The organism is Bradyrhizobium ingae (assembly GCF_055791185.1).
Window position 1 is genome coordinate 153,468 of sequence record NZ_JBVUBB010000017.1, and the last position, 13,469, is coordinate 166,936.

Sequence of the window (13,469 nt, forward strand, 5' to 3'; positions counted from 1 at the left end):
TCTCACCCGTTCAAAGTCATTCCGGGGCGCGCGCAAAGTGCGTGAACCCTGAATTCAGAGGCTTTGGCGCGAGAATCCGGGTTCGATGCTTGGCATCGCCCCCCGGAATGACGGCCCAGGGGCCTCCAATCGCTGGATTTTCCCCCTTCCAACCTATATCTGAGGGCCGTTCTCCACCTCAAAACCGGGTTCCATGACGCCGCCGCGCAAGCTGCACATCAAATCATATGGCTGCCAGATGAACGTCTACGATGCCCAGCGCATGGTGGACACGTTGGCTCCGGAAGGATTCGTGGAAACGGCGAGCGCAGAGGATGCCGACCTCGTCATCCTCAACACCTGCCATATCCGCGAGAAGGCGTCGGAGAAGGTCTATTCCGAGCTCGGCCGCCTGCGCGTCGCCAAGGACGAGGCGGCGCGCGGCGGCCGCACCATGCAGATCGCGGTCGCCGGCTGCGTCGCGCAGGCCGAGGGCGAGGAGATCGTGCGCCGCGCGCCTGTCGTCGATGTCGTGGTGGGCCCGCAGAGCTATCATCATTTGCCGGAGCTGCTGAAGCGCGCGGGCCATGACGGCCGCGCGATCGAGACGGAATTCCCGGCGGCCGACAAGTTCGGCTTCCTCGCCCAGCCGAAGCCCGAAGCGATCCGTGCGCGCGGCATTTCCGCCTTCGTCACCGTGCAGGAAGGCTGCGACAAGTTCTGCACCTTCTGCGTCGTCCCGTATACGCGCGGCGCCGAGGTGTCGCGGCCCGTGGCGAAGATCGTCGACGACGTGAAGCGGCTCGCCGACAACGGCGTGCGCGAGCTCACGCTGATCGGCCAGAACGTCAATGCCTATCACGGCGAGGGACCGGACGGGAAAAGCTGGCCGCTCGGCAAGCTGCTCGAGCATCTCGCCCAGATTCCCGGCATCGCGCGGCTGCGCTATTCGACCAGCCATCCCCGGGACGTTGATGACAGTTTGATTGCAGCCCACCGCGACCTTCCCGGTCTGATGCCCTTCGTGCACCTGCCGGTGCAGTCCGGCTCGGACCGGATCCTGGCGGCCATGAACCGCAAACATACCGCCGATGATTATCGAAAAGTCATCGACCGTTTCCGGGCTGTGCGCCAAGATGTTGCTTTTTCATCAGATTTTATCGTGGGTTTTCCCGGGGAGACCGAGCAAGATTTTCGCGCGACCCTCGCACTGGTCACACAAATCGGCTACGCTGCAGCCTACTCGTTCAAATATTCGGCCCGGCCGGGAACCCCGGCCGCGGACATGCAGGAGACGGTGTCCCTAGTCGAGATGGACCAGCGATTGGAGCGGCTCCAGGAGTTGATCGACGCCCAGCAATCGGCCTTCAACAAGGCTGCGATTGGCACAACCGTCGACGTATTGTTCGAGCGCGAGGCGCGCAAGGACGGCCAGATCGTCGGCCGCACCGCTTACCTTCAGCCCGCGCATGTGATGGCATCGCCCGACATCATCGGTAAAATCCTGCCGGTGCGCATCGACAGCCTCGAACGCTACAGCCTGCTCGGCGAGCTCGTGACGCCGGAGCCAGCGCAGCGGCCCGCTTTATCACCAATCGCCACTGGAGCCTGAAACCCTTGCCAAAAAGCGCATCGGATTCGTCTTCGTTCGCTCCCAGCCGCAAATTTGATCGCGACATGCAAGTTCCGCCCGAAACCCAGGTCGTCATCGACTTCGACGACAACCGCGCCGCTTCCGCGCTGGTCGGCCCCTACGGGCAGAACCTGGCGCAGATCGAGCGCCGGCTAGGCGTCGTCGTCGACTCCAAGGGCAATCACATCACCATCGGCGGCACGCGCGACGGCTGCGACGCCGCGCGGCGCGTGCTGGAGATGCTCTACGCCCAGGCCGTGAAGGGACAGGATCTGGACCAGGGCGAGGTCGAAGGCGCGATCCGTGCCGTGATCGCCCAGGGCTCGCTGTTCGAGTTCGACGCGAAATCGGCCAAGTCGACCTTCGAAAGCATCAATCTGCGCAAGCGCCCGGTGCGCGCGCGCACCGCCGCACAGGATTCCTATATCCGTGCGCTCAAGCGCCATGAGCTGGTGTTCGGCATCGGCCCGGCCGGCACCGGCAAGACCTGGCTCGCCGTCGCGCACGCCGCGCAACTGTTCGAGCGCAAAGAGGTCGACAAGATCATCCTGTCGCGCCCGGCGGTGGAAGCCGGCGAGCGGCTCGGCTTCCTGCCCGGCGACCTCCGCGAGAAGGTCGATCCCTATCTGCGCCCGATCTACGACGCACTCTATGATCTCATGGACGCGCGCATCGTCGAGCGCGCGCTGCAGACCGGCGAGATCGAGATCGCGCCGCTCGCCTTCATGCGCGGCCGCACCCTGACCAATGCCGTGATCATCCTGGACGAGGCGCAGAACACCACCTCGATGCAGATGAAGATGTTCCTGACCCGTCTCGGCGAGAACAGCCGCATGATCGTGACCGGCGATCCGTCGCAGATCGACCTGCCGAACGGCCAGACCTCCGGCCTGTCGGAGGCGACCCGTCTGCTCGGCGGCGTCGAGGGCATTTCACAAGTTCATTTCACCGCCGAGGACGTGATCCGCCACGAGCTCGTGGCGCGGATCGTTGCCGCCTATGAGGGATCGGCACAGCGGCCGGCCACAGGCAAGCCATAGCGAGAAAATCCGGATCGAACGACGCGGAAAAAGCGCCGTCCGTTCCGAACAGCACCATGTCGCACTCCAACCTTCCCATGACCGAGGTTCTCGTCGTTGCCGACTGCTGGCAGAGCGAGCCCGATGCCGAAGCGGTGATCCAGCGCGCGATCGCCGCCGCGGCCTCTTCCGTCGACGACGACGTCACGGACGCCGAAGTGGCCGTGATGCTGACCGATGATACCGGCATCCGCACGCTGAACAGCAACTGGCGCGGCATCGACAAGCCGACCAACGTGCTGTCCTTTCCCGCGCTCCAGCCGGAGGGCGAATGGAAGGAAGGCGATGCGCCGCGCATGCTCGGCGACATCGCCATCGCCTATGAGACGCTGCGGCGCGAGGCGGACGAGGAACAGAAGCCGTTCGAGCACCATTTGAGTCATCTCGCGGTGCACGGTTTCCTGCACCTGATCGGCTATGACCACGAAAACGACGCTGACGCGGAGGAGATGGAAGCGCTCGAACAGAACGTCCTGGCCCAACTCGGTATCCCGGACCCCTATGCAGAGCGCTGACGGATCGATTGAGATGGCGGATTCCGAACCAATTCACGACAATCCGCGCAACACCCGCAACCTGCCTGCGGTGGTGCAGCCGGGTGAGATCGCGCGTCCGACCGCCGAAGGCTGGCTGGTCCGCGCCATCCGCACGCTGTTCGGCTGGAAGGCGGGATCGGTCCGCGACGACCTCCAGGTCGTGCTCGACGCCACGACACCTGACGATGCCGGCTTCTCTGCCGTCGAGCGCACCATGCTGCGCAACATCCTCAATTTGCATGAGCGCCGCATCGCCGACGTCATGGTGCATCGCGCCGACATCATCGCGGTGAAACGCGACATCCCGCTCGGCGAGCTGATGGACCGCTTCGAGAGTGCGGGCCATTCCCGCTTCGTGGTCTATAACGAGACGCTCGACGATCCCGTCGGCATCGTGCACATCCGCGACCTCCTGACCTTCATGACGGCCAAGGCGAGGGTCTCGGACGCCACCAAGACCAAGCGCAAGAAGCCGCTGCCCGCAGGCCTCGATTTGCGCGCGGTCGACCTCGCGCTGCCGCTGCAGGACGCCAACATCATCCGCAAGCTGCTCTACGTGCCGCCCTCGATGCGGGCGATCGACCTGCTCGCGCAGATGCAGGCCTCGCGCATCCATCTCGCGCTCGTGGTCGACGAATATGGCGGCTCCGACGGCCTGGTCTCGCTCGAGGATATCGTCGAGCAGATCGTCGGCGAGATCGACGACGAGCACGACAGCGACGAGCCGCCGTCGATCGTGCGCCAGCTCGACAATTCCTTCATCGCCGATGCGCGCGCGAGCCTCGACGACGTCCGCTCCGTGATCGGCGAGGATTTCGTGACCGGCGAAGCGGGTGAAGAGGTCGAGACGCTCGGCGGCTATCTCGTCAGCTTCGTTGGCCGCCTGCCGGTGCGCGGCGAGGTGATCTCCGGCCCCGGCAATTACGAGGTCGAAGTGCTCGACGCCGATCCGCGCCGCGTCAAGCGCCTGCGCATCGCGGCTCGCAAGGAACGTCCGGCCCCGCGCACCCAGCGCGAAAGCCGCCGCCGCGAGCCCTCATCCGATCAAGGCACCTCGCCATCCGGCGACACGCCCAATCCGCCGCCTGGCGACGGAGCCGGCACGCAGTGACCCCAGCGCAACGACTTCGGATGGTCGCGCTTGCCATCATCCTCGCCTGGGGATGGAAGCGCGCGCTCATTGCCATGGCGGCCGGCGCGCTCTCTGTTCTGGCGCTGGCGCCGTTCAACGCCTGGCCGGTGCTGTTCCTGACCTTCCCGGTGCTGGTCTGGCTGATCGACGGCGCCGGCGGCGGCCGGTTCGGCGGTGTTCCCGCCGCGGCGCTGACGGGCTACTGGTTCGGGCTCGGCTATTTCGTCCCCGGCCTCTACTGGATCGGCTACGCCTTCTTCGTCGATGCCCAGACCTTTGCCTGGCTGACACCGTTCGCGGTGCTCGGCCTGCCGGCCTATCTGGCCATCTACACGGCGATCGGATTTGCGCTGGCGCGGCTGCTCTGGACCAAGGATGCCGCGCGCATCCTCGCGCTCGCGGCGAGTCTCACCGTCGCCGAGTGGTTGCGCGGCCATGCCCTGACCGGCTTTCCCTGGAATGCCTTCGGCTATGCGCTGTCCGAGCCGCTGCCGCTGGCACAGACGGCATCGCTGATCGGCCTGTGGGGCATGACGTTCCTGACGGTCGCGATCTTCGCCAGCCCCGCGGCGCTGATCGACCGTACGCCGGACAAGAAAATGCCGTGGCGCGCGCCGGTCGCGGCGGTCATGTTGCTGATCGTCATGGGCATCTTCGGCACGATCCGCCTGTCACTGCACCCGACGACCATGGTGGCGGGCACAAAGCTCCGCCTGATGCAGCCGAACCTTCAGCAGGACGCCAAATTCAACTACTCCGCCAAAGCGGAGGTCATGAAGAAATACCTGGCCTTGTCGGACCGCGCCTCCGGACCCCAGTCGACTGGCGTACGCGATGCCACGGTCCTGATCTGGCCGGAATCAGCCTTTCCATTTTTCCTGACCCGCGAAGCAGATGCGATGGCGCAAATCGCGGACCTGCTGCCCAAGGGAACGGTGCTGATCACGGGATCGGTCCGCGCGCCCGATCTGCCGCCGGGCACGCGAATCACGCGCGCCTATAACTCGATCTATGTGATCGACCATGATGGCGGCGTGCTTTCAGTCTACGACAAGCTGCACCTGGTACCGTTCGGAGAATTTCTTCCCTATCAGGACCTGATGGAGAAGCTCGGCTTCGAGCAGCTGACCAAGGTCCAGGGCGGCTTCATTCCCGGCACCGTGCGGCATGCGCTGCCGGTGCCGAGCGCGCCGTCCGCGCTACCGCTCATTTGCTACGAGGCTATCTTTCCCGGTGACGTTGCGGGACGCGAAGAACGGCCGGGCTGGATCGTGAACCTGACCAATGACGGCTGGTTCGGAATTTCGACTGGCCCCCATCAGCACATGGAGCAGGCGCGGATGCGCGCCATCGAGCTCGGACTGCCGCTGGTTCGCTCGGCAAATACAGGGGTTTCAGCGGTCGTCGATCCCGTCGGCCGGATCGTCGCCAGCCTTGGCCTCGGCATCGAAGGCGTGCTGGATTCGGGCCTGCCCGCAGCGATCGCGCCGACCATATACGCCAGGGTCGGCGACATTCCAGCCGCGATCCTGGTCGCGCTCGCCGTCATTCTTGCAGTGCGCAAGCGCGTTGCCAGACGGCTTCCCTGATCGCCGGCGGCGCTGCCGGTAAGCTTTTGACAACCGTAATCCACCGGTTGACAGATCGACGGCGCGCTCCGCATTCTGCCCTTGCTGCACCAAGACAGTGGAACGTTGCTAAATTTCTCCGCAATGTTTCCCCAAAGATTCGAAGAGAGGTTTTGGCGACGTTATCACCTGACGCATACTCCCCTGTTGCGCTAAAGGTGTCTGAGGAGGGCAGAGGAGATGTCAAAAGCGCCCAACCCTGTTGACAAATATGTCGGCAGCCGCGTGCGCATGCGCCGCATCATGTTGGGCATGAGCCAGGAGAAGCTTGGCGAAGCGCTTGGCCTGACGTTCCAGCAGATCCAGAAATACGAGAAGGGCACCAACCGGGTCGGCGCGAGTCGCATTCAGCAGATCGCGGAAATCCTCCAGGTGCCGGTGTCGTTCCTGTTCGAGGGCGGACCGAGCGGCACGCCGGGTCCGGAGGGATTCAGCGAAGGCGCCTCGCCCTCTTACGTCTCCGATTTCCTCGCGACCTCCGAGGGGCTGGCGCTGACCAGAGCCTTCACCCGGATCGCCGATTCCAAGCTGCGCCGCTCGATCGTCGATCTCGTCGAGCAGATCGCCGCCCGCGAAGGTCCCGACAAGCGCTGATGCGCTCTGCATTCGGGCCATGAGGCTGCGCCAAATCTGGCCTATGTCGTGATATGTGGTCCGCGTATAAGGCGCGCGATCCTCCACGACATTCCTCATCCGAGGCACAGGCGACGACATGTCCAGCTCAAATCCGTTCGACACTGCGACCATCCTTGAGGGCATCCGCCGCTGGGTGGAGATCGAGACGCCGACGGAAGCGCCCGAGCAGGTCAACAAGTTGATGTCCGTCGTCACCGAGCAGCATCGCGATTTGCCCGTCACGACCGAACGTGTCGCCGGCATCGATGGCTGCGGCGATCATCTCGTGGTGCGCTCGACATGGGGACAGGACAGGCCCGGCATCCTCGTGCTCAGCCATCTCGATACCGTACACCCCATGGGCTTCATCGAGCGCCTGCCCTTCAAGGTCGAGGGCGACAGCGCTTTCGGCCCCGGCATCTACGACATGAAGGGCGGCGCCTATATCGCCCATCACGCATTCCGTAATCTCTGCGCCACGCCTGACCGCTCGCCGCTCGGCATCACCCACATGTTCACCTCGGACGAGGAGATCGGCAGCCCGACCTCGCGCGCGCTGATCGAGGCGGAAGGACGCAAGGCCAAATATGTGCTGGTGACCGAGCCGGCGCGCGACGGCGGCAAGATCGTCACGGGCCGCAAGGGCGTGGGGCGTTTTGAAGTCTTCATCAAGGGCGTGCCCGCACATGCCGGCTCACGGCCCGAGGATGGCCGCAGCGCCATCCGCGAACTCGCCAATATCATCCACGCGCTCGAAGGAATGAACGATCTCGAGCGCGGCGTCAGCGTCAATGTCGGCGTGGTGCGCGGGGGCACGCGGCCCAACGTCACGCCGGAAGATGCCTATGCCGAGGTCGATCTGCGCGTGCTCAGCAATGCCGACGCCGAGGAATTCGTCGGAAAGATTCTCGGGCTGACATCGAAGACCGAAGGTGTCACCGTCAAGGTGACGGGCAACCTCAACCGGCCGCCCTACGAAAAGAGCAATTCCGGCGCCTCGCTCTACGAGCACGCGAAAACGCTGGCGGGCGAGCTCGGCTTCGATCTGATCGACACCTACACCGGCGGCGGATCGGACGGCAATTTCACCGCGGCCCATACCGCGACGCTCGACGGGCTCGGCGTCGACGGCAAGGGCGCGCACACCCATTATGAGCAGCTCTACGTCTCCTCGCTCGAGCCGCGCGCGCGGCTGCTCTATCGCCTGTACCAGACGCTGCGATGAGCGAGCGCAGATCGGATCCAGCTCGCGCTGACGACGGCGAGCGCGCGTTCTTCGGCCGCCGCAAGGGGCACAAGCTCCGGCAACACCAGGCCGACCTCGTCGCGCATCTGCTGCCGCATCTCGCGCTCGACATCGCGCAAGGCGCACCTGCGAACGTATGCGAGATCTATGATCCTGCGGCAGAGGAGCTGCGGCTCGAGATCGGCTTCGGCGGCGGCGAACATCTCGCAGCCGAAGCGCAGAGTTTTCCCTCGACCGGCTTCATCGGCTGCGAGCCCTATGTCAACGGCATGGCAAAGATCCTCGCGCAGATCGAGGCGCACAATATCGGCAATATCCGCCTGTTCGCGGGTGACGCCGCCGAGCTGCTCGCCTGGCTGCCGGCGGACTCGCTGTCGCGGATCGACCTGATCCATCCCGATCCCTGGCCGAAACGGCGGCACTGGAAGCGGCGCTTCGTCCAGGACAAGACCATTGCCGCGATGGCGCGTGTGCTTAGAAGCGGCGGCGAATTCCGCTTCGTCTGCGACATCGACGATTACTGCGCCTGGACGCTGTCGCGCCTCGCGCGCTCGCCGGATTTCGCCTGGCTCGCCGAGCGCGCCGACGATTTTCGATTGCCATGGGCCGGCTACACCATGACGCGCTACGGCAGAAAGGCCGAGCGCGAGGGCCGCAGGGCGGCGTATTTGCGATTCCGGCGAGTGTAGATTCTTCGCGCGGTCGATCTGCAGTCGTCATGCCCGGGCTTTGTCCCGGCCATGACGCGAAGGGTGGATGCCCTGGTGCGTTACTTTGATTTCAGATCGCCTGGCGGTTGCGCCAGAAATTGACGACGCGCTCGGCGGTCGACGGCATCAGCTTGGTGAAATTCATTCGCGCCGCTTCGATATCGGCATCGGCGGGCGCGCGCTGCGGGCCGTACCACAACAGGATGAGAGCGCGCACGGTCGGCCAGCCGAGATTCAAGACCCGGCCCAGGATCAGGATCGGATCGTAACGATCGCCCGCGATCAGGCGATCGAGGACGGAGAGCCTGACGCCGGACATCGCGGACAGCGCGGCGATGGATTCCTCATATTTGTTGGCCTTGGCGAAGCCGAGCAGCGCGCTCTCGCCGAGATGGCCTTCGCGATGGAGGCCGAGCACGGTGCGCTGTGCCGCCGCGTAGTCGCGCCGCGGACCCTGCGGCAGCGACGCCTCCTCGAGCTCGGTTATCGCCCGCCTGATCTCCATCTGGCGCGCAGGCTTGACCACGCTCGACAGACGACGGCGGATGACATCGAGAGTCCCGCCCAGGAGCTCCTTGAGCTGGTCGCCGGAGAGATCGTCGCGCTGGCCGATCTTGAGCGTCAGCACGCCGTCCTGCGCCGCGCGCTTGATCAGCTCCGAATAGCCTCCTGCCGAGAACATCGCACCGGCATTGCCGGCAGCACGCCGCACAACGTCGCGATCGCCGCGCTCGACCAGAACATCGGTAAGATCAGCGGAAAGAACGGGCCGCTCGGTCATGGCAAGAAGGTGACCCTGACCTTTCAGGCGCGCAATCTCGAGCAGCGCGGCTTCATCGAGCACCGGCGAGCGGCGCAGCACGGGGCCGGCCACCTGGATTTCGTTCTCGCGCGCGAGCTGACCGACGAGATGCCGCGGCGCGTTCGCCACGCGCGAAAACCGTTCGGCGAGGTCGATGCGCGCGTTGAGATCGGCATGCGGAACGAGGTCGATCAGCAGGTTGTCGAAGAGCTCGACGAGATCAGGCCTCAGCTTGGCGGCATCCTGGAAGAACAGATCGGCGATGGCGCGCGCGATGTCGCTGCGACGCCTGGGGTCACCGCGCCTGACGATCTCGTCGAGTCCGGGAATGAGCGACGTGGCAACGGTCATGAAACGCAAACTCGCATTGGGCACGCCGGGAGTACACGAGAAGCCTTAAAATGCACCGCCAACAGGCAATTTAGGCGATCCTTGGTGAAGGAACGGTTAGAGCATGATCCGGGAAAGCGCGTATCGATTTTCCGAAAAGATCATGCTCAAACAAGGGCCTAAAGCGCCATCACGCGTCGTCCTGATGTCGTCGCGCTTTGGGCCGGGGACCGCATAAAAAGGCGCTTCCGGGGCGGCCGGGCCTTGTCGAGAGGGGCGAAAAGCGCTATATCCGCGCCAACTTATCTTCTCATACGATCGGTATTGAGAGTGGGCCCGGAAGGACCCGCTCTTTTTTATTACCTGCATCGACGACGAGATCGGGCGACCACCGCTGTGAAGGCCGACCGACCCCGCGAGTTCCCTAAGGCAGCGTAAAGCAAGCGTTAACCACAAGAAGCGTCTTGACCCCTGATATGATCGAACCGACCGCTGGTTCCACAGATACCGAGCTACTGGCCGAGCCGCGGCTCGTGGTCGAGCCGGGCGTGGCCGCGCGTGTCTCGGCGATCGCGGGCCCCGTGCTGCAGGGCATGGGCTATCGCCTGGTGCGGATCCGCATCTCCGGGGAAGCCGGCTGCACGGTCCAGGTCATGGCGGAGCGGCCGGACGGCTCGATGCAGATCGAGGATTGCGAGGCAATCTCGCGGGCGCTGTCGCCGGTGCTCGACGTCGCCGATCCGATCGACCGCGCCTATCGGCTGGAGATTTCCTCGCCGGGGATCGACCGGCCGCTGGTGCGCCGCTCCGATTTCGAGCGCCATCTCGGGCACCTGTTGAAGATCGAGATGGCCGTCGCCCATGACGGACGAAAGCGCTTCCGCGGCACCATTGCCGGCATCGAGGGCGACCGCGTTCGCATCACGCGCGACGACGTCAAGGCCGGCGAGGATGCCGACGTTCTCCTGGTGATGGAGGATATCGGCGAGGCGCGGCTGGTCCTGACCGATGAGCTGATCGCGGAGTCCATGCGCCGCGGCAAGGCGCAGGAGCGCGAGATACGCCGCAATCTCGGCCTGGAGCCGCCGCAACCGGCGCACGCCAAGATCAGCGAGAAGACGACCAAGAACACCAAGCCGAAAAAGAAGCCGGCACCGAACAACACCAAGCAACATCGCCTGGCCGCCGAACGTGCGCGGCGCGGCGAGATCGAGCCTGACGAAGGAGACTAGCCATGGCAGTCAGCGCCAATCGACTTGAATTGCTGCAGATCGCCGACGCCGTTGCGCGCGAGAAATCGATCGACCGCGGCATCGTCATTGCCGCGATGGAGGACGCCATCGCGAAGGCGGCGCGCGCCCGCTATGGCAGCGAGACCGACGTTCATGCCGAGATCGATCCCAAGAAGGGCGAGCTCCGGCTGTCGCGCCACATGCTGGTCGTCGACAAGGTCGAAAATCATTCCAACCAGATTTCACTGGTCGACGCACAGCGCGCCAATCCCGGCGCCCAGGTCGGCGACACCATCGCAGACACGCTGCCGCCGCTGGAATACGGCCGTATCGCCGCGCAATCGGCCAAGCAGGTCATCGTGCAGAAGGTGCGCGAGGCCGAGCGCGACCGGCAGTACCAGGAATTCAAGGACCGCATCGGCGACATCGTCAACGGCGTCGTCAAGCGCGTCGAATATGGCAGCGTGATCGTCGATCTCGGCCGTGGCGAAGCCATCATCCGCCGCGACGAGATGCTGCCGCGCGAGGTATTCCGCAACGGCGACCGCGTCCGCGCCTATATCTTCGACGTACGCCGCGAAACCCGCGGCCCGCAGATCTTCCTCTCCCGCACCCATCCGCAGTTCATGGCGAAGCTGTTCGCGCAGGAAGTGCCGGAAATCTATGACGGCATCGTCGAGATCAAGGCGGTGGCCCGCGATCCCGGCTCGCGCGCGAAAATCGGCGTGATTTCCCGCGATTCCTCGGTCGATCCGGTCGGCGCCTGCGTCGGCATGCGCGGCTCGCGCGTGCAGGCCGTAGTGAACGAATTGCAGGGCGAGAAGATCGACATCATTCCGTGGTCGCCGGATATTGCGACCTTCGTGGTCAACGCGCTGGCGCCGGCCGAAGTGTCCAAGGTCGTCATCGACGAGGACCGCGAGCGCATCGAGGTCGTGGTGCCCGACACCAACAACCAGCTTTCGCTGGCGATCGGCCGCCGCGGCCAGAACGTCCGCCTCGCCTCGCAGCTCACCGGCTGGGACATCGACATCCTGACCGAGCAGGAGGAATCGGAGCGTCGCCAGGCCGACTTCGAGAACTCCACCCGCGTCTTCATGGAGTCGCTCAATGTCGACGAGGTGGTTGGTCAATTGCTGGCGTCGGAAGGCTTCACCTCGGTCGAGGAGCTGGCGATGGTCGACGTCAAGGAGCTCGCCGGCATCGAAGGTTTCGACGAGGAGACTGCGCAGGAGCTGCAGAACCGCGCGCGCGAATATCTCGAGCAGCAGGAAGCCGAGCTCGAGGCCAGGCGCAAGGAACTCGGCGTCGAGGACGCCTTGAAGGACGTGCCCGGCGTCACCTCGAAGATGCTGGTGAAATTCGGCGAGAACGACATCAAGACCGTCGACGACCTCGCGGGCTGCGCCACTGACGACCTGGTCGGCTGGACCGAGCGCAAGGAAGGCGGCGAGCAGACCAAGTTCAAGGGCGCGCTCGACGGCATCGACATCTCCCGCGACGACGCGGAGGCGATGATCATGCAGGCGCGCGTCAAGGCCGGCTGGATCACCGAGGCCGACCTCGCCAAGCCCGCTGAAGACGCCGAGGCGTCTGAACAGCAGCCGGCTTAAGGGCACTCAGGAGATGTCGCCCGGATGCTTGCCAGCGCTGACCCCGAACTCGATCATGGACCGCGGACCGAAAGGTCCGCGACCATGCGCATGTGCGTGGTCAGCCGAAAGGTCCGGCCGATCGACGAGCTGATCCGCTTCGTCGTTTCACCCCAAGGCGATATTGTTCCCGACCTGAAGCGCAAGCTGCCGGGCCGGGGCATGTGGATATCGGCCTCGCGACAGGCAGTTGCGGAAGCCGTCCGCCGACACCATTTTACCAAAGCCTTCAAGCGCAATTTGCGCGTCCCGCCGACGCTTCCATCCGACACGGAAACGCTGCTGGTTCGGAGTGTGACCGAGGCGCTGGCGATTGCCACCAAGGCGGGTCAGGTCCTGGCCGGCTTCGGCAAGGTCGAGACCGCCCTGAAAGAGGGATCGGTTGCGGTCCTGATCCACGCCAGCGACGGAGCCCAGGACGGAATCCGCAAATTGGACGCGGTGGTGCGGCAAAACGAGCGGAATCGCGGCGAGAAGCCACAAATTCCCGTCGTCACCGCATTGAAATCGGCAGAATTGGATTTGGCACTGGGCAGGTCAAATGTGATACATGCTGCGCTGCTCGCGGGCCCGGCGAGCAGGACATTTTTGTCACGTAGCCAGATGCTGGTCCGATACCGGATGGCGGACGATGACGAGACTGCCGAAAAGCGCGGCCAGGATTTCTGAAGACAGAACGACGACCGGTATGACAGTGCGGCAACGCACAATGACAACAAGATCAGGATTAGGACTGCTGCTGTCTCTTATACACGGGGTGTGTTTTGGTTGGGGAGGGGGGGGGGGGGGGGGGGGGGGGGGGGGGGGGGGGGGGGGGGGGGGGGGGGGGGGGGGGGGGGGGGGGGGGGGGGGGGGGGGGGGGGGGGGGGGGGGGGGGGGGGGGGGGGGGGGGGGG

The 13,469-nt window shown here is 64.9% G+C and carries 13 protein-coding genes; 12 read left to right on the forward strand and 1 reads right to left on the reverse strand.

What is annotated here, in order from left to right:
* Positions 1–193: 193 nt before the first annotated feature.
* The 8 genes from miaB to trmB all read left to right on the forward strand — a co-directional run bounded on the left by miaB (position 194) and on the right by trmB (position 8,537).
* The gene (gene miaB / locus ACV1FX_RS23735; RefSeq protein WP_473119981.1) at positions 194–1,591 is read left to right on the forward strand and encodes a tRNA (N6-isopentenyl adenosine(37)-C2)-methylthiotransferase MiaB; all 1,398 of its coding nucleotides are present in this window, start codon (positions 194–196) and stop codon (positions 1,589–1,591) included.
* Positions 1,592–1,656: 65 nt separating this feature from the next.
* On the forward strand, positions 1,657–2,652 hold the full coding sequence (locus ACV1FX_RS23740) for a PhoH family protein (RefSeq protein ID WP_473119982.1): 996 nt from the start codon (positions 1,657–1,659) through the stop codon (positions 2,650–2,652).
* 56 nt (positions 2,653–2,708) lie between these two features.
* Entirely contained in the window at positions 2,709–3,206 is a 498-nt protein-coding gene (ybeY, locus tag ACV1FX_RS23745) for an rRNA maturation RNase YbeY (protein WP_473119983.1), read from the forward strand.
* Between the two features lie 13 nt (positions 3,207–3,219).
* On the forward strand, positions 3,220–4,338 hold the full coding sequence (locus ACV1FX_RS23750) for a hemolysin family protein (protein WP_473119984.1): 1,119 nt from the start codon (positions 3,220–3,222) through the stop codon (positions 4,336–4,338).
* Positions 4,335–5,948: an apolipoprotein N-acyltransferase gene (gene lnt / locus ACV1FX_RS23755; RefSeq protein WP_473119985.1), complete on the forward strand. Its 1,614-nt coding sequence runs from the start codon at positions 4,335–4,337 to the stop codon at positions 5,946–5,948. The genes ACV1FX_RS23750 and lnt overlap by 4 nt, the downstream gene beginning before the upstream one ends.
* Before the next feature lie 219 nt (positions 5,949–6,167).
* Positions 6,168–6,581: a helix-turn-helix domain-containing protein gene (locus ACV1FX_RS23760; protein WP_473119986.1), complete on the forward strand. Its 414-nt coding sequence runs from the start codon at positions 6,168–6,170 to the stop codon at positions 6,579–6,581.
* A gap of 118 nt (positions 6,582–6,699) precedes the next feature.
* Positions 6,700–7,827 carry a M20 family metallopeptidase gene (locus tag ACV1FX_RS23765; protein ID WP_473119987.1) on the forward strand — a complete coding sequence of 376 codons (1,128 nt, stop codon included), beginning with the start codon at positions 6,700–6,702 and terminating at the stop codon, positions 7,825–7,827.
* Positions 7,824–8,537 (forward strand): tRNA (guanosine(46)-N7)-methyltransferase TrmB, encoded by a 714-nt coding sequence (gene trmB / locus ACV1FX_RS23770; RefSeq protein ID WP_473119988.1) that lies wholly within the window; start codon positions 7,824–7,826, stop codon positions 8,535–8,537. The genes ACV1FX_RS23765 and trmB overlap by 4 nt, the downstream gene beginning before the upstream one ends.
* A 91-nt stretch (positions 8,538–8,628) precedes the next feature.
* Here the strand turns inward: trmB and ACV1FX_RS23775 are convergent, their stop codons facing one another.
* Positions 8,629–9,711, reverse strand: coding sequence for a DUF2336 domain-containing protein (locus ACV1FX_RS23775; RefSeq protein WP_473119989.1), 1,083 nt, complete (start codon positions 9,709–9,711; stop codon positions 8,629–8,631).
* Between the two features lie 455 nt (positions 9,712–10,166).
* On the opposite strand from ACV1FX_RS23775, the gene rimP reads away from it, so the two are divergent.
* From rimP to ACV1FX_RS23795, 4 genes are all read left to right on the forward strand, one after another.
* On the forward strand, positions 10,167–10,922 hold the full coding sequence (rimP, locus tag ACV1FX_RS23780) for a ribosome maturation factor RimP (protein ID WP_473119990.1): 756 nt from the start codon (positions 10,167–10,169) through the stop codon (positions 10,920–10,922).
* 2 nt (positions 10,923–10,924) lie between these two features.
* A complete protein-coding gene (gene nusA / locus ACV1FX_RS23785) occupies positions 10,925–12,535 on the forward strand; it encodes a transcription termination factor NusA (protein WP_473119991.1) in 1,611 nt (536 codons plus the stop codon).
* 24 nt (positions 12,536–12,559) lie between these two features.
* Positions 12,560–13,243, forward strand: coding sequence for an RNA-binding protein (locus ACV1FX_RS23790; protein ID WP_473119992.1), 684 nt, complete (start codon positions 12,560–12,562; stop codon positions 13,241–13,243).
* A gap of 40 nt (positions 13,244–13,283) precedes the next feature.
* Positions 13,284–13,469, forward strand: a 186-nt coding sequence (locus ACV1FX_RS23795; RefSeq protein WP_473119993.1) for a hypothetical protein, incomplete at its 3' end; no start/stop codon positions are given.